The organism is Kribbella sp. NPDC051770, assembly GCF_040681455.1.
Classification (GTDB): Bacteria; Actinomycetota; Actinomycetes; order Propionibacteriales; family Kribbellaceae; genus Kribbella.
The window spans coordinates 304,495-323,172 of sequence record NZ_JBFAYT010000008.1 but is presented as its reverse complement, the minus strand read 5'-3'; the positions used below and the strand labels follow the sequence as shown (position 1 = coordinate 323,172).

At 70.4% G+C, this 18,678-nt stretch carries 19 protein-coding genes; 5 read left to right on the top strand and 14 right to left on the bottom strand.

Annotated features, from left to right (window positions below; translation table 11 throughout):
• Window positions 1-2 precede the first annotated feature (2 nt).
• The 6 genes from secG to whiA all read right to left on the bottom strand — a co-directional run bounded on the left by secG (window position 3) and on the right by whiA (window position 4,965).
• Window positions 3-236, bottom strand: a complete 234-nt coding sequence (gene secG, locus AB0M01_RS26585; RefSeq protein ID WP_077013974.1) for a preprotein translocase subunit SecG — start codon at window positions 234-236, stop codon at window positions 3-5.
• On the bottom strand, window positions 233-1,042 hold the full coding sequence (tpiA, locus tag AB0M01_RS26580; RefSeq protein WP_363674069.1) for a triose-phosphate isomerase: 810 nt from the start codon (window positions 1,040-1,042) through the stop codon (window positions 233-235). Before tpiA ends, secG begins: the two co-directional genes overlap by 4 nt.
• On the bottom strand, window positions 1,042-2,244 hold the full coding sequence (locus AB0M01_RS26575; RefSeq protein WP_363674067.1) for a phosphoglycerate kinase: 1,203 nt from the start codon (window positions 2,242-2,244) through the stop codon (window positions 1,042-1,044). Before AB0M01_RS26575 ends, tpiA begins: the two co-directional genes overlap by 1 nt.
• An 84-nt stretch (window positions 2,245-2,328) precedes the next feature.
• On the bottom strand, window positions 2,329-3,333 hold the full coding sequence (gap, locus tag AB0M01_RS26570; protein ID WP_363674065.1) for a type I glyceraldehyde-3-phosphate dehydrogenase: 1,005 nt from the start codon (window positions 3,331-3,333) through the stop codon (window positions 2,329-2,331).
• Between the two features lie 217 nt (window positions 3,334-3,550).
• The gene (locus AB0M01_RS26565; RefSeq protein WP_363674063.1) at window positions 3,551-3,919 is read right to left on the bottom strand and encodes a hypothetical protein; all 369 of its coding nucleotides are present in this window, start codon (window positions 3,917-3,919) and stop codon (window positions 3,551-3,553) included.
• Between the two features lie 62 nt (window positions 3,920-3,981).
• A complete protein-coding gene (gene whiA, locus AB0M01_RS26560; RefSeq protein ID WP_184794734.1) occupies window positions 3,982-4,965 on the bottom strand; it encodes a DNA-binding protein WhiA in 984 nt (327 codons plus the stop codon).
• Between the two features lie 188 nt (window positions 4,966-5,153).
• On the opposite strand from whiA, the gene AB0M01_RS26555 reads away from it, so the two are divergent.
• Both AB0M01_RS26555 and AB0M01_RS26550 read left to right on the top strand, forming a co-directional pair.
• Window positions 5,154-5,705, top strand: coding sequence for a SigE family RNA polymerase sigma factor (locus AB0M01_RS26555; RefSeq protein WP_363674061.1), 552 nt, complete (start codon window positions 5,154-5,156; stop codon window positions 5,703-5,705).
• A complete protein-coding gene (locus AB0M01_RS26550; protein WP_363674059.1) occupies window positions 5,702-6,535 on the top strand; it encodes a hypothetical protein in 834 nt (277 codons plus the stop codon). Before AB0M01_RS26555 ends, AB0M01_RS26550 begins: the two co-directional genes overlap by 4 nt.
• Window positions 6,536-6,620: 85 nt before the next feature.
• Here AB0M01_RS26550 and yvcK read toward each other — a convergent pair whose 3' ends face one another.
• The 3 genes from yvcK to uvrC are packed head-to-tail and all read right to left on the bottom strand — an operon-like array spanning window position 6,621 to window position 10,446.
• The gene (gene yvcK / locus AB0M01_RS26545) at window positions 6,621-7,562 is read right to left on the bottom strand and encodes a uridine diphosphate-N-acetylglucosamine-binding protein YvcK (RefSeq protein ID WP_363674056.1); all 942 of its coding nucleotides are present in this window, start codon (window positions 7,560-7,562) and stop codon (window positions 6,621-6,623) included.
• Window positions 7,559-8,425, bottom strand: coding sequence for an RNase adapter RapZ (rapZ, locus tag AB0M01_RS26540; protein ID WP_363674054.1), 867 nt, complete (start codon window positions 8,423-8,425; stop codon window positions 7,559-7,561). Before rapZ ends, yvcK begins: the two co-directional genes overlap by 4 nt.
• Complete coding sequence (gene uvrC, locus AB0M01_RS26535) at window positions 8,425-10,446, bottom strand: excinuclease ABC subunit UvrC (protein ID WP_363674052.1); 2,022 nt, start codon at window positions 10,444-10,446, stop codon at window positions 8,425-8,427. The genes rapZ and uvrC overlap by 1 nt, the downstream gene beginning before the upstream one ends.
• A gap of 95 nt (window positions 10,447-10,541) precedes the next feature.
• On the opposite strand from uvrC, the gene AB0M01_RS26530 reads away from it, so the two are divergent.
• From AB0M01_RS26530 to AB0M01_RS26520, 3 genes are all read left to right on the top strand, one after another.
• Window positions 10,542-10,952, top strand: coding sequence for a DUF6194 family protein (locus AB0M01_RS26530; protein WP_363674050.1), 411 nt, complete (start codon window positions 10,542-10,544; stop codon window positions 10,950-10,952).
• 124 nt (window positions 10,953-11,076) lie between these two features.
• Window positions 11,077-12,444 carry a S8 family serine peptidase gene (locus AB0M01_RS26525; RefSeq protein WP_363674048.1) on the top strand — a complete coding sequence of 456 codons (1,368 nt, stop codon included), beginning with the start codon at window positions 11,077-11,079 and terminating at the stop codon, window positions 12,442-12,444.
• A 106-nt stretch (window positions 12,445-12,550) separates the two neighbouring features.
• Window positions 12,551-13,780: a S8 family peptidase gene (locus tag AB0M01_RS26520; RefSeq protein ID WP_363674046.1), complete on the top strand. Its 1,230-nt coding sequence runs from the start codon at window positions 12,551-12,553 to the stop codon at window positions 13,778-13,780.
• 65 nt (window positions 13,781-13,845) lie between these two features.
• Here the strand turns inward: AB0M01_RS26520 and AB0M01_RS26515 are convergent, their stop codons facing one another.
• The 5 genes from AB0M01_RS26515 to AB0M01_RS26495 form a co-directional block, all read right to left on the bottom strand.
• The gene (locus AB0M01_RS26515; RefSeq protein WP_363674044.1) at window positions 13,846-14,331 is read right to left on the bottom strand and encodes a Rieske (2Fe-2S) protein; all 486 of its coding nucleotides are present in this window, start codon (window positions 14,329-14,331) and stop codon (window positions 13,846-13,848) included.
• A gap of 82 nt (window positions 14,332-14,413) precedes the next feature.
• The gene (locus AB0M01_RS26510; RefSeq protein ID WP_363674042.1) at window positions 14,414-15,859 is read right to left on the bottom strand and encodes a hypothetical protein; all 1,446 of its coding nucleotides are present in this window, start codon (window positions 15,857-15,859) and stop codon (window positions 14,414-14,416) included.
• Between the two features lie 9 nt (window positions 15,860-15,868).
• A complete protein-coding gene (gene eccD, locus AB0M01_RS26505; RefSeq protein ID WP_363674040.1) occupies window positions 15,869-17,194 on the bottom strand; it encodes a type VII secretion integral membrane protein EccD in 1,326 nt (441 codons plus the stop codon).
• 39 nt (window positions 17,195-17,233) lie between these two features.
• On the bottom strand, window positions 17,234-18,280 hold the full coding sequence (locus tag AB0M01_RS26500; protein WP_363674038.1) for a DUF6177 family protein: 1,047 nt from the start codon (window positions 18,278-18,280) through the stop codon (window positions 17,234-17,236).
• A complete protein-coding gene (locus AB0M01_RS26495) occupies window positions 18,273-18,677 on the bottom strand; it encodes a hypothetical protein (protein WP_363674036.1) in 405 nt (134 codons plus the stop codon). Before AB0M01_RS26495 ends, AB0M01_RS26500 begins: the two co-directional genes overlap by 8 nt.
• Between the last annotated feature and the right edge of the window lies 1 nt (window position 18,678).

The following is an 18,678-nucleotide window of genomic DNA, read 5'->3' as shown; positions in this document are numbered from 1 at the left end:
CCTCAGCCGAGCTTGTAGAGCAGGCCGAGCGCGACGATGGCCGCGAACCAGATCAGACCGACCCCGATCGTGATCCGGTCCAGGTTCCGCTCGGCGACCGAGGATCCGCCCAGGCTGGACGACACCCCACCACCGAACAGGTCGGAAAGGCCACCTCCGCGGCCTTTGTGCAGCAGCACGAGCAGCGTCAGGATCAGGCTGCAGATGACGACGACGATCTGAAAAGCGAGAATCACGAGGAGTAGCCTAACTGAAGGTCCAGGTAACGGCAGATACCGGCGAACTCGTCCACCTTGAGGCTCGCTCCCCCGACCAGGCAGCCGTCGACGTCCGGCTGGGCCATGATGCCACCTGCGCTGCTCATCTTCACCGACCCGCCGTACAGAATCCGCACCGAATCGGCAACGGCCGGCGAGTAGGTCGTCTCCAGCCGGGCCCGGATCGCCGCGCAGACCTCCTGCGCGTCCTCCGGGGTCGCGACCTCGCCGGTACCGATCGCCCAGACCGGCTCGTAGGCGATCACCAGCTTGCGTACGTCGTCGGCCTTCAGACCGGCCAGCGCGCCGTCGATCTGGTTCACGCAGTGCTCGACGTGGCCGTCGGCCTTGCGGATCTCCAGGCCCTCGCCGACGCAGACGATCGGGGTCAGGCCGGCGGCCAGCGCCTTGGTCGCCTTGGCGTTCACCAGCGCGTCGTCCTCACCGTGGTACTGACGGCGCTCGGAGTGACCGACCAGCACGTACGTGCAGCCGAGCTTGGTCAGCATCGCGGCCGAGATCTCGCCGGTGTAGGCGCCCTCGTCGTGCACCGACACGTCCTGCGCGCCGTAGACGATCTTCATCCGGTCGCCGTCGACGAGCGTCTGCACGCTGCGGATGTCGGTGAACGGCGGCAGCACCGCCACCTCGACCCGCTCGAAGTCGTGCTTCTTGTCCTGCAGCGTCCAGCTCAGCTTCTGCAGCAGGTGCACGGCCTCGACGTGGTTGACGTTCATCTTCCAGTTGCCCGCCATCAACGGCGTCCGGGCAGCAGTGTCAGCCATCAGTCCTCTTCCAGCACAGCGAGACCCGGGAGCTCCTTGCCCTCCAGGTATTCCAGCGACGCGCCACCCCCGGTGGAGATGTGCCCGAACTGGTCGTCGGCGAAGCCCAGCTGCCGTACGGCGGCGGCCGAGTCGCCACCTCCGACGACACTGAGTCCGTCCACCTCGGTCAACGCGGCGGCCACCGCCTTGGTTCCGCCGGCGAACGCCTCCATCTCGAAGACCCCCATCGGGCCGTTCCAGAAGACGGTCTTCGCGCCGGCGATCTCGGCGGCGAACGCCTTGCCGGAGTCCGGACCGATGTCGAGCCCGAGCTGGTCGGCCGGGATCGCGTCGGCGGCGACCACGGTCGCGGGCGCGTCGGCCTTGAACTCCGGCGCCACCACGATGTCGGTCGGCAGCACGATCTCGACGCCCTTGGCCTTCGCGGTCTCCAGGTAGCCCTTGACCGTGTCCAGCTGGTCGTCCTCGAGCAGGCTCTTGCCGACCTCGTGGCCCTGGGCCTTGAGGAAGGTGAAGACCATGCCGCCACCGATCAGCAGCTTGTCGGCCTTGGCCAGCAGGTTGTCGATCACCGCGAGCTTGTCCGACACCTTCGCGCCGCCGAGCACGACGACGTACGGGCGGGCGGGCTCCTCGGTGAGCTTCTTCAGCACCTCGACCTCGGCCAGCACCAGGCCGCCGGCGGCGTGCGGGAGCTTGCGGGCGACGTCGTACACGCTGGCTTGCTTGCGGTGCACGACACCGAAGCCGTCGCTGACGAACACGTCGGCCAGACCGGCCAGCTCGTCGGCCAGCGCGGCGCGCTCGGCCTCGTCCTTGCTCTCCTCGCGCGGGTCGTACCGCACGTTCTCGAGCAGCAGCACCTCGCCCTCGTCGAGCTCCTGGACGGCTTCCTGGGCGCTCTCGCCGGTGACGTCGGTGGCGAAGTGCACCTTGACGCCCTCGGGCTGGAGCAGCTCACCGAGCCGCTTGGCGACCGGCGCCAGGGTGAACTCCGGGTTCGGCGTGCCCTTCGGGCGGCCCAGGTGCGCGGTCACGATCACCTTGGCGCCGGCCTTGGCCAGCTTCAGCAGGGTCGGCACCGAGGCGCGGATCCGGCCGTCGTCGCCGATCGTCTCGCCCTTGATCGGCACGTTCAGGTCGGAGCGGACCAGCACCCGCAGGCCGGCGACGTCGCCGAGATCTTCGATGGTCTTCACAGTTCTCAGGTCCTCTGTCGAAACAGGCTTGCGCCCGGAGTGGCCGTCAGGCCGTCCGGACGCAAGCTGTGGAAAGGAAGAACGTCAGAGCGAGGCGCCGACGTAGTTGACCAGGTCGACGAGGCGGTTGGAGTAGCCCCACTCGTTGTCGTACCAGCCGACGACCTTGACCTGGTTGCCGAGCACCTTGGTCAGGCCGGCGTCGAAGATGCAGGAGGCCGGGTCGGTGACGATGTCGGTGGAGACGATCTCGTCCTCGGTGTACTTGAGGAAGCCCTTCAGCGGGCCCTCGGCGGCGGCCTTGACGGCGGCGTTGACCTCTTCGGCGGTGGTCTCGCGGCCGACGTTGACGGTCAGGTCGGTGGCCGAGCCGGTCGGGACCGGGACGCGCAGCGCGTAGCCGTCGAGCTTGCCCTTGAGCTCGGGCATGACCAGGCCGATCGCCTTGGCGGCACCGGTCGAGGTCGGGACGACGTTCAGGGCCGCGGCGCGGGCGCGGCGCAGGTCCTTGTGCGGACCGTCCTGCAGGTTCTGGTCCTGGGTGTAGGCGTGGATCGTGGTCATCAGGCCCTGCTGGATCTCGAACGCGTCGTGGATGGCCTTGGCCATCGGGGCGAGGCAGTTCGTGGTGCAGGAGGCGTTCGAGATGACGGTGTGCTTGTCGGCGTCGTACAGCTCGTGGTTGACGCCCATCACGACGGTCAGGTCCTCGTTCTTCGCCGGGGCGGAGATGATGACCTTCTTGGCGCCGTTGTCGGCGTGCGTCTTGGCCTTGGTGGCGTCGGTGAAGAAGCCGGTCGACTCGATCACGATGTCGGCGCCGACGTCGGACCACTTCAGGTTGGCGGGGTCGCGCTCGGCGAACGCCTTGAAGGTGTGGCCGGCGGCGGTGATGTCGTCGTCGGTCGCGGTGACGTCGCCCGGGAAGCGGCCCAGGATCGAGTCGTACTTCAGCAGGTGGGCCAGGGTCTGGTTGTCGGTCAAGTCGTTGACGGCGACGACCTCGATGTCGGCACCGGACGCCTGCACGGCGCGGAAGAAGTTACGGCCGATCCGGCCGAAGCCGTTGATACCTACGCGTACGGTCACGGGACTACGTCTCCTTGAACTAGCTGTCGAGCACTGCCGCTACAGCCGAAACACTAGCCCAACAGCCCACTTGCTCCACTGGTAGCGTCCACATGAGACCACCCCGAGGTCCGCAAAGACCACCGGACCAGACCACCACACGCACAGCGGCCCCGGGGATTCCCCGGGGCCGATGCATGAATACCAGTAGTCCCACTGGTGACGACTACTGCGCCGGTCAGCGTTCCACTGCGGGTGTTGCCGGGCGGGCGAACGCACTCGACGGCCTGCTCCGGGCGCCGTCACCCCGTGAAGCTTCGGGCTTGGTGCCGGGCCGACGCTCGCTGTCCAGCAGCTGCTTGGCCAGTGCGAGATCACCCGCCTTGCCGATGCCGAGCTTGCCGGCGATCGCCGTCACCGGACCGGACTTGGCCTCGACCTCAGGCCAGCCGGTCGGTTCGGCGGCGACCATGTTGCCCTGGTTCTTCGCCGCCTCCTCGGCGGCCTTGCGGGCCGCGTCGGCGGCCTTCAGTGCCTCGGCTTCACGCCTGATCGCTTCCTGGTGGATCCGGTCGAGTGCGGCGGCTTCTTCCTCGGTTGTTCCCATGCGTCCATCCAAGCGACGCAGGAATTCCGGTCAACCGACCGAAGATCACTGAACGGACACGATCAGGCCGGGTCGAGCATCTCCGGCGTCAGGTTGGCCTCGGTGTTCGGGATGCCCAGGTCGGACGCCCGCTTGTCGGCCATCGCCAGCAGCCGGCGGATCCGGCCGGCGACCGCGTCCTTGGTGAGAGCCGGCTCGTGCAGCTGGCCGAGCTCCTCGAGGCTGGCCTGCTTGTGCTCCAGCCGCAGCTTGCCCGCCACCTGCAGGTGATCCGGTACGTCGTTCCCGAGGATCTCCAGCGCCCGCTCCACCCGCGCACCCGCAGCGACAGCGGCCCGCGCCGAGCGCCGCAGGTTCGCGTCGTCGAAGTTGGCCAGCCGGTTCGCGGTCGCGCGCACCTCGCGGCGCATCCGGCGCTCCTCCCAGGCCAGCACCGACTCGTGCGCACCCAGCCGGGTGAGCAGCGCGCCGATCGCGTCGCCGTCGCGGATCACCACACGGTCGACGTTGCGTACCTCGCGGGCCTTCGACCCGATCCCGAGCCGCCGCGCGGCACCGACCAGCGCGAGCGCGGCCTCCGGACCCGGGCAGGTCACCTCGAGCGACGAGGAGCGCCCCGGCTCGGTCAGCGACCCGTGGGCCAGGAACGCACCGCGCCAGGCCGCCACGGCGTCGCAGGACGCCCCGGAGACCACCGCGGGCGGCAGGCCCCGGACCGGACGGCCGCGGTTGTCGACCAGGCCGGTCTGCCGGGCGAGCGCGTCGCCGTCGCGGACCACGCGGACGACGTACTTGGTCTGCTTGCGGATCCCGGACGGCGAGATCACCACCACCTCGGACGGGTGCCCGAAGATCTCCGCGATGTCCTTGCGCAGCCGGCGGGCGGCCCGGGCGCTGTCCAGCTCGGCTTCCACCACGATCCGGCCGGAGACGAGGTGCAGCCCGCCCGCGAAGCGCAGGACCGAGGAGACCTCGGCCTTGCGGCAGCAGGGTTTGGTGACCTGGATGCTGGTCAGCTCGGACTTCACCTGTGCTGTCATCGCCATGTACGAAATCCTCCCACTGCTGTCAAAGACCCTCGCCCGGTAATCGGACCAACCGTCGCCGCGGGCCAGGTGTTCCCCGGGTTCAACGTCCCCACCCGGACCGGTGTTACGCGATTGCCCCGGCCTTCGTGGCAACCTTTCGGGGTACGGCTGTCGTTCCTCTTCCGACAGCCACGGGAGGAGCACGGATGCGACGACGCAGTGAGGCGGACTTCACGGAGTTCGCGTCAGCGGCTTTACGCCGCCTGCGCCGTACGGCGTACCTGATGTGCGGTGACTGGCACCGCGCCGAGGATGCGGCCCAGGACGCCCTGGTCCGGATCTACCGCGCGTGGGACCGGCTCGATCACACCGCGGGGCTGACCACCTACGCGCACCGCGCGGTGGTGTCGGTGGTGCTCGACCAGGCGAAGCGACCCTGGCGCCGGGAGTTCTCCGAGGACTCGGTGCCGGACCGCTCGCTGGCCGACCACTCCGGTGCCGTCGACGAGCGGCTCGCGGTGGTGCAGGCGCTGGCCGGGCTGCCGGAGCGGCAGCGGGCCTGCGTGGTCCTGCGGCACTACGCCGACCTCAGCATCGATGAGACCGCCCAGGTGCTCGGCATCGGCACCGGCGCGGTCAAGAGCCAGACCTCCCGCGGTCTCACCGCACTGCGCGAGCAGCTGAACCGCCCCGACCTGGTGACAGGCGACGGCGACGACGCGGCCGCGATCAACGACAACGAAGGGGTGCTGTCATGAGCAGCGACATCAAGGACCTGCTGGACTCGGCGGCCGACGACTCGGCCGAGCCGATGCGGCACACCGTCGACGATGTGCTCCGTCGCGGCCGCAAGAGCCAGCGGGTCCGCCGGTTCGGCGCCGTCGCGCTGAGCGCGGTCGCGGTCGCCGGCGTTGCCACGGCGGTCGCCGTGCTGCCCGGCCAGGGCGGCGACGACACCCCGGCCGCCGGGCTCGGCCTGCCGGCCGACACGGTGACGGTCGACAGCAAGACCGGCGAGGTCGTCCCGGGCAAGATCGGGCTGAGCGACGCCCAGGTGCTCGAGCGCTGCTCGGCCGCCGACAGCCAGTACCGGCGCAGCGTCGGCCAGGCGGGTGGCGGCTCGGACTCGATCGACAGCTGGAAGGTCGCGGTCTCCCAGGGCGCGGGCAGCTGGTTCCAGGCCGTCCTGGTCTCCCCCGACCGCCAGCGCTTCGCCTACTGCCTGGACAACAGCGCGAGCACCGGCCCGAAGGACGACTACCAGCGCCAGTCGGTGACCGCCGACAAGCCGTACGTCGTCTGGGCCGACGGCAACGGCTCGAAGGGCGTCGTCCCGGCCGGCGTGAGCAAGGTCGACTTCAAGACCGCCGACGGCGCGCTGACGCCGGCCGTGGTCAACGACGGCTTCTTCCTCTGGTCCTCGCACCGGACGACGGTCGGTGACCCGTCGGCGCCGATCTGGGCGATCTTCTCCGACGCCCAGGGCCGCGAGGTCGCCCGCTTCAACGCGAACCCGTTCCAGAACGACCAGGTCGGCGTCCCCGGCGGCAAGCCCGCCGAGCGCGCCCCGGTCTTCCCGAGGCGCTGACCCCAGGCAGGCCGGTGCTGAGCCGGCCCGTCCCACGACGCTGAATCCGGCCGGCCCCGATCTGAGGGGTTCGGGGCCGCCGGGTTCAGGCGAACAGCTCGCGGTAGATCTTCGCCAGCTTGGCGGAGTCGTGGTGCAGCTGCTGGTGGTCGTCGGCGATGTCCGCGACCACCAGTTCCGCGCCGAGCGAGCTCGCCGTACGCCGTAACGACGCCGGGTCGGGCACGTGCCCCTCGTCGGCCAGCACGACGTCGATCCGCAGCTCCGGCGCGTGCGCGGCCAGCACCTCGAGGTGCGTCTCGGGCGAGAACCCGTCGGTCTCGCCCTTCTGCTCGCCGAGGTTGAGCGTCACCAGCCGCCGCGCGCTGGTCTGCTCCAGCCCACGGCACAGCGCCGGGACGAGCAGGTTCGGGATCACCGACGTGAACCACGAGCCCGGCCCGACGACGACCCAGTCGGCCTCGGCGACCGCGACCAGCGCCTCCGGGCAGGCCGGCGGATCGGCCGGGTCGAGCGCGACGTCGACGACGTGCCCCTCGGTCGTGGCGACCTCGGTCTGGCCGCGGATCTCGGTGATCGCCTCCGGGTGCGCCGGATCGAGCCCGATCACCCGCGCGGTGATGTCCAGCGGTACGGCGGACATCGGCAGCACGCGGCCCTGAGCGCCGAGCAGCCGGGCCACCCAGTCGAGCCCGTCCACAGCCTCGCCGAGCAGCTCCCAGAGGGCGACGATCAGCAGGTTCCCGACGGCGTGGTCGTGCAGCGCGCCGTCGCTGCGGAACCGGTGCTGGAGCACGTCGGCCCAGGTCCGGCCCCACTCGTCGTCGCGGCAGAGCGCGGCCAGCGCCATCCGCAGGTCACCCGGCGGTAGCACGCCGAGCTCCTTGCGCAGGCGCCCCGACGAACCGCCGTTGTCAGCCACCGTGACGACGGCGGTCAGCTGGTCGGTGACCTGACGCAGCGCAGACAGATTCGCGGCGAGACCGTGCCCGCCGCCCAGTGCGACGACTCGTGGAGCCCTCGTCACTCCCGCCCCAGATCTCTGTGCACCACCAACGTCGGTGACCCCTTCTCCCGCAGCCGGCGCCCGATCTCCTCGGCCATCGCCACACTCCGGTGCTTTCCACCGGTGCAGCCGATCGCGACCGTGACGAACCGCTTGCCCTCGTTCAGATAACCGGTCCGCAGGGTGTCCAGCACGTCCACGTAGTTCTGCAGGAACTGCTGGGCCAGCGGATGACCGAGGACGAAGTCTGACACAGGTTTGTCCTGGCCGGTCATCGGGCGCAGGTCGGGCTGCCAGTACGGGTTCGGGACGAAGCGCATGTCGGCCACCACGTCGGCGTCGACCGGGATGCCGTACTTGAAGCCGAACGACACCACGGTCGCCCGCAGCTCGGCGTTCTCCTCGTCGCCGAAGGCGTTCACGATCTTCGCGGCGAGCTGGTGGATGTTCAGGTTCGAGGTGTCGATCACCAGGTCGGCGCCGGCCCGGATGTCACCCAGCAGCGCGCGCTCGCGCTGGATCCCGGTCAGCAGCCGGCCCTCGCCCTGCAGCGGGTGCGGGCGCCGAACGCTCTCCTGGCGGCGCACGATCACGTCGTCGCTGGCCTCCAGGAACAGCACCTGCGGCCGGTACCCCTTGGTGCGCAGGTCCTCCAGCGCGCCACCGAGCTCGTCGAAGAACATCCCGGTCCGGACGTCGACGACGACGGCCAGCCGCGGCGAGGCGCCGGTGCCGACCACCTGCTCGACGATCGTGGTCAGGAACATGGGTGGCAGGTTGTCGACCACGAACCAGCCGAGGTCCTCCAGCACGTCGGCCACCGAGCTGCGGCCGGCGCCGGACATCCCGGACACGATGATCAAGTTGCCACTGGACTGGTCCATCAGTTTCGGATCTCCCCGTTCGGCGGACCAGCGGGCCCCGGTCCGTCGTCGTCCAGTATCTCGCCTGTGGCGGTGTTCACCGACGGCGCCCGGCCGGTGTCGGCCTTCGTTGCGGCAGCGTTCACCGCGATGATCACCGACTCCGCCGTACGGCGGCCGAACCCGGGCAGGTCGGCGACCTCGTCGACGGTCGCCGACCGGAGCTTGCGCAGCGAGCCGAAGTGCCGCAGCAGGGTCTTGCGACGGACCTCCCCCAGACCCGGTACGTCGTCCAGCACGCTCTCCACCATCGACTTCGAGCGCCGGTTGCGGTGGTGGGTGATGGCGAACCGGTGCGCCTCGTCGCGCAGCCGCTGCAGCAGGTACAGCCCCTCGGAGGTCCGGGAGAAGATCACCGGGTCCTCGTCGTCGGGCAGCCAGACCTCCTCGAGCCGCTTGGCCAGGCCGCAGACCGGGATGTCGCCGAGACCGAGCTCGTCCATCGCCTGCCGCGCGGCCGCGACCTGCGGCGGACCACCGTCGACGACGACCAGACCCGGCGCGTAGGAGAACTTCTTCGCCCGCCCGGTCTCGGGGTCGATCAGGTTCGCGGTCGGGTCCTCGTCCTCGGGGACCGTCGCGCGCTCGTCGAGCAGCCGCTTGAACCGGCGGGTGAGCACCTCGGCGATCGAGGCGACGTCGTTCTGCCCCTCGACCCCCTTGATCACGAACCGCCGGTACTCGCTCTTGCGCGGCAGCCCGTCCTCGAAGACCACCATCGAGGCGACCACCTCGGTGCCCTGCAGGTTCGAGACGTCGTAGCACTCCAGCCGCAGCGGCGCCTCGGGCAGGTCCAGCGCGGCCTGGATCTCCTCCAGCGCCTGGTTGCGAGTGGTCAGGTCGCTGGCCCGCTTGGTCTTGTGCATGGTCAGCGTCTGCAGCGCGTTCCGCTCGACGGTCTCCATCAGCGCCTTCTTGTCGCCGCGCTGCGGGACCCGGATCGAGACCCGCGACCCGCGCAGCTCCGACAGCCACTCGGTCAGCGCGTCCTCGTCGTCCGGTACGACGGGCACCAGGATCTCGCGCGGGATCGCGTCGGCGGTCTCGGCGGCGTACATCTGCTGGATGAACCGCGAGACCAGGTCGCCGGTGGTCGCGGTGCCGTCGGCCTTATCGGCGATGAACCCGCGCTGGCCGCGGATCCGGCCGCCGCGGACGTAGAAGATCTGCACCGCGACCTCGAGCGGGTCCTCGCTGAGCGCGACCACGTCGGTGTCGGTTCCGTCGCCGAGGACGACCGCGTTCTTGGCCAGCGCCTTCTCCAGCGCGGCGAGGTCGTCGCGGATCTTCGCGGCCCGCTCGTACTCCAGCTCGGCCGCGGCGGCCTTCATCTCCTTCTCCAGCCGGCGCACGTACGTGGCGGTCTGGCCGGAAAGAAACGCGGCGAAGTCGTCGACGATCTGCCGGTGCTCCTCCTGGCTGACCTGGCCGGTGCAGGGCGCGGCGCACTTGCCGATGTAGCCGAGCAGGCAGGGCCGGCCGATCTGGCGGTGCCGGTTGAAGACGCCCTTGCTGCAGGAGCGCATCGGGAAGACCCGGAGCAGCAGGTCGACGGTCTCGCGGATCGCCCAGGCGTGGCTGTACGGACCGAAGTACCGGATGCCCTTCTTCTTCTGGCCGCGGCCGACCATCACCCGCGGGTACTCCTCGTTGAGGGTGATCGCGAGCCACGGGTAGGACTTGTCGTCCCGGTACTTCACGTTGAACCTCGGGTCGTACTCCTTGATCCAGGAGTACTCCAGCTGCAGCGACTCGACCTCGGTCGAGACCACGGTCCAGTCGACCTTGGCCGCGGTGGTCACCATCGACTGGGTCCGCGGGTGCAGGTTGGCCAGGTCCTGGAAGTACGACGACAGCCGGGCGCGCAGGTTCTTCGCCTTGCCGACGTAGATCACCCGGCCGCCGGCGTCGCTGAAGCGGTACACCCCGGGCGAGTCGGGGATGGAGCCCGGAGCCGGGCGGTACGACGATGGATCAGCCACCGCACCACCCTAGTTCGCCGCGCCGACAACGCTCGCCGGTACTGCCCTCAGCGGCGAAAAGTCTCCACTGCAGCTTCAATGAGACGCTTGAAGGCATGAACCTCGACGAGTACCTCGACCGGCCCGGCGGCCGGACCCTGACCGCGAACGGCGACACGTTCTGGATCTACGACCCGGCCGGCGACCTCCCGCCGGAGCGGCAGATGCCGTGGGCGACGCTGGTCACCTCCGACGTCTACGACAGCGCCTCGAACCTGGACCGCCCCGGGGTCGAGCGGCTCAACCTCGGGCTGCCGAAGGCCGACTACCTCGACCTGTTTCCATCCATCCCGGACGACATCGACTACACCGCACTCGACACCGTGATGCCGCATCCGGTCTACGCCCCGCAGTACTGGATCTGCGTGGTCTCGCCGTCGGAGGCAACGCTGAAGGAGCTCGTACCGCTGGCCGACTCGGCGTACGCGTTCGCCGTCCGCAAGTACGACAACTTCCGGAAGCGCTGACGTCTCGGCCCGGCTGAGATCTTGTTACGGCTTCCACTCTGCTCCCGGTCGGTGGCGCCGCCGCCCGGGACCGCGGTTCTAGCGTCGACGGTGACCCGCTGTGTGCCGAGTCAGGGAGTCATCGATGAAGCCGTTCACCACCTCGCGCTCGCTGGCCGGCGCGCTCACCGCTGTCCTGGCCTGCTCCGCGGCCCTCCCCGCCGCCGCGCGGGTCGCTCCCGAGACCGACCGGTTCGAGCCGACCGTGCTGGAGGCGAACAGCCCGACAGCGGTTCCCGGCAGCTACATCGTCGTGCTGAGCGGGACGCCGTCGGAGGACATGACCCGGGCCACCAATCGCAGCCTCGCGTCGACGTACGACGTGACCGTACGGCGTGAGTTCCACGCGTCGGTGCGCGGCTTCTCGGCGGCGATGAGCCCCGAGCAGGCCCAACAGGTCGCCGCCGACCCGCGGGTCGGCTTCGTGCAGCAGAACCAGGTACTCAAGGCAACGCAAGACGACCCGCCATGGGGCCTCGACCGCAGCGACCAGCGCACGCTGCCGCTGGACGAGAAGTTCGTTTCCGACACCACCGCGAGCGCGGTGCACGCCTACGTGATCGATACCGGCATCTACGCCGAGCACAAGGACTTCGACGGCCGGGCGTCGATCGGGACCGACACCATCGGCGACGGCCAGAACGGCGTCGACTGCGCCGGGCACGGCAGTCACGTGGCGGGCACGATCGCCGGCACCAAGTACGGCGTGGCGAAGGCCGCGAAGGTGGTCGGCGTACGGGTTCTCGACTGCTCCGGCAACGGGACCACCGAGTCCGTCGTCGCCGGGGTCGAGTGGGTCACCACGAACGCCGTGAAGCCCGCGGTCGCGAACATGAGCCTGGGCGGAAGCACCGACCCGGCGCTGGACGCCGCGGTCAAGGCGTCGGTGGCCTCGGGCATCAACTACGCCGTTGCTGCAGGCAACGAAAGCGCGGACGCCTGCGGGGTCTCGCCGTCGCGGGAGCCGTCGGCGGTGACGGTCGGCGCGACCGACCGGAGCGACACCCGGGCGAACTTCTCGAACTACGGCGCCTGCGTCGACCTGTTCGGTCCGGGCGTGGACATCGAGTCGGTCGGGATCACGGGGCCGGAGGCAACCGATGTGAAGAGCGGTACGTCGATGGCGACACCGCATGTGGCGGGCGCGATCGCGCTGTACCTGGCGGACAACCCGGAGGCGACGCCCGAGCAGGTGACCAAGGCGTTGCTGGAGGCAGCGACCTCGGACGCGGTGAAGGACCCGGGGACCGGGTCGCCGAACAAGCTGCTCTACTTGGTACCGCCGACGCCGGTCACTCCTCCCCCGGTGACGCCGACCCCAACGCCTACTCCGACTCCCACTCCGACCGAGACGCCCGTGGTGACGCCGAGCACGACCCCGGTCGGCACGCCGAGCAGCACGTTGCGGTCGCCCGACGGTTCTGTTGCGGAGCGCCCCATACCTCGGAACTGATCACCGGTTGGGATGAGCGGCGGGCACGGTCTGTCACCCAGGGTGTACGGCAGGACCGAGCGTGAGGCACCGGGCCGCACGCAACTCGCAGAGGGAGATACCGCCCATGTCCCCGAACATCTCGTCCCGCCGTACCAGAGCAGTGCTCGGCGGCGTCGCCGCGTCGGCGCTGGCCGTCACCGGACTGGTGACCACCGGACTGGCCAGCAACGCCGACGAACCGGCCGCCGCGACCGTCCGCGGCGCCGGCAGCGCGACCGCCATCCCCGGGAGCTACGTCGTCGTCCTGAAGGGCGAACGGTCCGTCGCGGCGACCAAGGCCACCACCCAGAGCCTGGCGGCGTCGTACGACGCGACCGTGCGCAAGCAGTTCAGCGCGTCGATCCAGGGTTTCTCCGCGTCGATGAGTGAGGACCAGGCGAAGAAGCTCGCCGGCGACGAGCGGGTCGCGTTCGTGCAGCAGAACCAGACCGTGAAGGCGAACCAGGACAACCCGCCGTGGGGCCTGGACCGGGCCGACCAGCGCGACCTGCCGCTGGACAAGAAGTACACCGGCTCGTCGACCGCCGAGAACGTGAACGTCTACGTGATCGACACCGGCATCTACCCCGACCACAAGGACTTCGGCGGCCGCGCCTCGGTCGGCACCGACACCGTTGGCGACGGCAAGGAAGGCATCGACTGCGCCGGGCACGGCAGCCACGTCGCGGGCACGATCGCCGGTGAGACCTACGGTCTGGCCAAGGGCGCGAAGGTGTTCGGCGTCCGGGTGCTCGACTGCGCCGGCTCGGGCTCGACCGAGTCCGTGGTGGCCGGGATCGAGTGGGTGACCGCGAACGCGAAGAAGCCGGCGGTGGCCAACATGAGCCTCGGTGGCGGTGCGGACGCGGCGCTGGACGCGGCGGTCAAGGCGTCGGTGGACTCCGGGGTCACCTACGCCGTTGCGGCCGGCAACGACACGGCGGACGCCTGCACCACCTCGCCGGCCAAGGAGCCGTCGGCGATCACGGTCGGCGCGACCGACGACACCGACGCCAAGGCGTCGTTCTCGAACTTCGGCAAGTGCGTCGACCTGTTCGCGCCGGGGGTCGACGTGGAGTCGGTCGGGATCACCGGGCCGGACGCGACCGACACGATGAGCGGTACGTCGATGGCCACGCCGCACGTGGCCGGCGGGGTCGCGCTCTACCTGGCCGACCACCCGGACGCCAAGCCCGCCGACGTGGCCACCGCGCTGCTCGGCGCCTCCACGCCCGACAAGGTCGGCGAGCCGGGCGAGGGCTCCCCGAACAAGCTGCTCTTCGTCGGCGCCGTCGACCCGGCAGCCCAAAAGTAGTCAGCTGTACGACGAAGGACCCGGCGCAGCGGCCGGGTCCTTCGTCGTACCCCTCCGAACGAGCGTCAGGCCGGGCCGACGATGTTGCCGCCCTGTACCGCGACGTTCACCGCGGCCAGCGGGTCGCGGGCCGGGCCGCTCTTCACGCTGCCGTCGGCGGCGTTGAACTTGCTGCCGTGGCAGTTGCAGTCGATCTCACCGTTCTCGACCTTCGCCACGATGCAGCCCATGTGCGTGCAGACCGCGGTGAAACCCTTGTACTGCCCGGCGGTCGGCTGGGTGACGACCACCTTCGCGTCCTTGAAGATCACGCCGCCGCCGACCGGTACGTCGGAGGCCGGGCCGAGCACCGGGCCACCGGTGCTGGACGGCGCCGAACTGGGCGCCGAGGAAGGCGCGTCGCTCGGGGCGGAACTGGTCTGGGTGCTGCTCGGCGTGCCGCCGGCGTCTCCGTCGTCACCGCACGCGGCGAGCAGCGGCGCGCCCACGCCGGCGAGACCGACCACCGCGGCTCCGCGCAGTACCGATCGTCTGTCCGTCTGGTCAGTCATGAATCTGGCCTCCGTCAACCTGGATGTACTAACCACAAACGAGCAGAACCGGTGATCGGTTCAAGTCCGCCGGGAAACTTGTTCAACGGGTGGCGCGCTCGACCAGCCGGGCGGCCATCTCGAGTGCGGCCCGCCGGGTGGCCGGCTCGAGCATCTCCGGGCGCAGCGGCCAGGCGTGCTGGAAGTGGGCGTCGTACGGGAGCACGACGTACCCGAGACCGCGGTCCGAGACCGCCGACTGCAGCCAGCGGACCGGCTCCGGGTCGTCCGGCCGGTTCTCCGCGATGATCACCAGCCCCTTCTGGACCAGCATCTGCTGACCCTCCGGGGTGAGCTGGTCGAGCTGCGCGATGCTGGCCGGTGCGTCCTCGCGGGCGGTCGGGATCACCACGGCGACCGCGTGCGCCGAGCCGGCGACGTACGCCGTGGCCTCGTCGAACAGGCCGGCCGGGCAGTCCACCAGCGAGATCGGGATCTGGTTCGCGCCGCCGACGTTGCGCGCGGCCAACACGTCGCTGATCGCGTCCGCCGTCGACTCGGCCCGAGCCAGCTGGACGCGGGAGTTCGGCGTGTTCGCGATGCCCTGGTCGAGCCGGTGGGTGAGCTTGCCCTCGAGCGGGAACGCGTCGACCGCCAGCACCAGGTCGCTGCGCTGCGAGGCGATCGTGTCGGCCAGCAGCGCGGTCACCGTGGACGTGCCGCTCTGCGGCACCGGGCCGAGCACACCGATCATCCGGCCGATCCCGATCGGGCGGCGGATCACCGCGATGTTCTCGACGTCGCGCTGCATCCGGCCCGACGCACCGGCGATGTACGCCGCCTCGGCCGCGAACCGGCCGATCTTGCGGAAGAAGCCGCCGGGCTTGTCCTCGTGCTGCAGGCCGACCGTGTTCGTTGCCACCGGCAACGCTCCGGCCAGGGGGTCCTGGTACTGCGGCGTGTAGGCCTGCCGCCCGGGACCGCCGTCCGGCGTGGGGTTGTCCCAGCCGCCGGACTCCTGCTGCTGGGGAGCGTTCCAGCTGCCGTCACCCTGCGGTGGCGGGTACTGCTGGTACTGCTGCTCGTACTGCTGGACCGGCGGCTGCTGGTACTGCGGATACGGCGGCTGCTGCCACTGCTGTTGCTGCTGCTGTGGAGGCGGCGGAGGCTGCTGCTGATACTCCTGCTGCTGCGGGTAGTACGGCTGCTGGTACTGCTGAGGAGGCGGCGGCTGCTGCCACTGCTGCTGGTACTGCGGGTTCTGGTACTGCTGCGGCGGGGGCTGCTGCGGGGCCGGCTGCTGCTGGTACTGCTGGCCGTACTGCTGCTGCTCGTACTGGGCCTGCTCGTACTGGGGCACCTGCTGCTGCGGAGGCACAGGTGCACCCCACCCACCACCGGTCGGCACCGGCGGAGGCGTCATCGTCTGCTCCACCGGCACCGGTGCCTGGTGCTGGGCAGGCGGCTGCACCGCGGCCGGGGGGCCGGTCGCCGCCGATTTGTCGTCCAGGCGGTCCATCATGTCCGCCTGCCAGTTCGGCCCGGTCATACCATCCGATCAGAAGACGTCGAGCAGATCGCTGAACACCCCGAAGGCTCCGAGCACCAACGGGACCAGCGCCACCACGGCCAGCACCTGGACCTGGTCCAGGACCTGACCGAGCCGGACCTGGACGTGGTCCTGCGGGGTCCAGGAGAGACCGAAGCCTCCGACCATCGCCACCACCACGAGTAGTCCGACTGCTACCAGTGTGCCACCCACCGACTGCTGGGACAGATCCTGGACCAGCGCGGCGATCACAACTCCGGCCGCGGCGAACAGCCCGAGCACCTCCGCGGCCAGCGGGTAGAGCCGCGAGCGGGAGCACAGCAGCAGCGCCAGCAGCGCGGCGATGCTCACCGTCCAGGCAGAGCCGTGCAGCGCGAGCACCAGCCCGGCAGCGGCCGACCAGAGCGCGATGGCCGTGGCCGACAGCGCCAGACCGACGTGAGCAGCGTTCAGCGCCGCCTCGACGTCCGGCCGTCCGATCTCGTTGCCCCGCGCCCGTACGTCGTCCAGCGCGGTCAGCCCGGACAGCGACAGCGCCAGCCGCGGCAGTACGCCGAGCAGCAGCACCGCCACGACCGCGATCAGCGCGCTCAGCTTGTCCGCCGAGACCCCGGCGCCGACGCCGATGATCCAGATCACCGCGAAGACCATCGCCGTACCGCCGCCGACCAGACCACCACCGGCCAGGCCCGCCATCGCGAACAGCAGCGGCCCGACGCCCAGCGCGAGCGCCACGATCCCACCGCGCATCGGCACCGACCAGTCCTCCGACATGCCCAGCGACCAGGCCACGATGGCCAGCAGCACCGGTGTCACCACCAGCAGCGTGATCGCCGTCGCCCGCTGGTCGGCCCGGCCCAGTACGACGCCACCGAGCCCGGTGATGATCGCCACCACCAGTACGACGAACGCCGCGATGTCCGGCTGGGTGGCTCGGACCAGCGCGATCGCACCGGCCAGCAGCGCGAAGATCAGCGCGGCCCCGGCGGCCCACTGGCGGTGCTTGCGCTGGAAGGTGGTCCCCCGCCGCTCCAGGTCGTCGACGGCCTCCTCGGCCACGTCGTACACGGTCGGAGGCGGCGGGACCTCGCCCTCGGCAGCCAGCCGGAGCACGGCGCCGTCACCGATCTGCGCCGAGCCCAGCGTGAGCTCCAGCGAGACCGTCTGCCCCGTCGGGGTGGTCAGGTACCGGCGCCGCGGCGACGGATCGACCGGTTCGCCGAGCATCCGGAGCAGGTCGGGCATCAACCGGCCCAACGGCTCGTCCACCGGCAGTACGGCGTCCATCTGACGCTGCCGGCCGATGATGGTCACCCGGCTGTAGACCGCAGCCACCCGTCACACCTCTCTGATCGTCACTACTACTGAAAATGCTCAGGCCTGGACAGGAGCGCCCGGAGGCACCAGGCGGCCGAGCAGCGCGCTGTAGATGTTCCAGTCGAGCTGGTTCTTGCCGTCGCCGATCGGGTACCACACCGCGGGCCGGCCGGTCGGGCCGATCTTCTCCGGGGTGATCTCCGCGACGCCGGTCAGGTCCAGCGCCCGCTCGGCCCCGGTGCCCTGCAGCGCCTCGTTCCCGACCGCCATCGCCATCGGAGCCGGTACGCCGGTCCAGTGCGGGATCGCGTTGGTGTCCTTGCCGTTGCCCCGCGCGCCCTGGGCGAAGAACGAGACCAGCTCGAACGAGTTGGCCAGCCGCTCCCCCACCTTGCGCACGGCGTCCGGCGTCGGCAGACCGTCCGGCGTCGAGACGGCCATCGTGATGACCTCCTCCAGCCCAGCAGGACGCCGGTGGATCTCCACAGCGCCCGCTGCGCTCAGCCCGTCCTTGCCGCCGCTCAGCGACAACCAGGTCGGCTTCGGCGCCCGGCGACGGCAGTACGCCGTCAGCTGGCCGACGTTCCAGGGCTGGGTGACCGGCTCGGCCGTGCCCCAGCCCCCAGGTGCGGCACCGGTCAGGTCCGTGAACAGCTGCTCGGCGGCCTTGCCGACCACCGTGGTCTCCAGCGCCTGGTACCGGACCCGCGCGGTGATCATCAGCTGCCAGGGCAGCTCCAGGTCGATCGTCGTGAAGGTGGGGCTCATGTCGACCTTGTCCTGCTCGCCGGCGGCGACAGCGGAGAACATCTGCCCGTCCCACTGCAGCTTCGAGCCGCCCTGGCCGTCGTACGCGCCCTCGCCGTTCGGTTCGGTCACCACCCAGCGCGAGTCGACGCCGCTGAACAGCGTGGCCCGGGCGTTGAAGGTGAGCTGCGTGGTCGCCGGAGTGACCAGCTGCAGGCCGAGACCGGCCGCCTCGGCCGCGGCCAGCGAGTCCACCATCCAGGCGGACATGCCGACCACCGGGCGGTCCTGCATGATCACGACGACCTTGTCGGTCCGGATGTCGATCGCCGGACTGAGCTCGACCGGGTTAGCCATGCTGGCCTCCAGCGGTAGCAGCGGGGGTGGGCGGGTTGAACGGCGGCGGGGCGGGCTTCCAGACCCGGCCACCGAGCCGCTGCACCAGCGTCTCGGCGTACCGGTCGGCCAGCTCGGGCCCGCCGTCCTGCGGGTTGGCGCGGACCTCCATCCACCAGACCGGGGTCTGGGTGCCGGCCAGCTCCGGGCCGAGCATCCGCTCGACCTCACCGGGGACCTGGATCAGGATCGGCGCCTCCAGCGACGCCAGCGGAGTACCGTCCGGGCTGCACAGCTGCAGCACCGCGCCGTCGGAGACCTCACGCACCAGCCAGTCCGGTCCCGCGGCCATCATGCCCGCCAGCACGTCCTGGTACGACGGCCTGCCGTCGATCAGTGCCACCACGTCGTAGCTCACT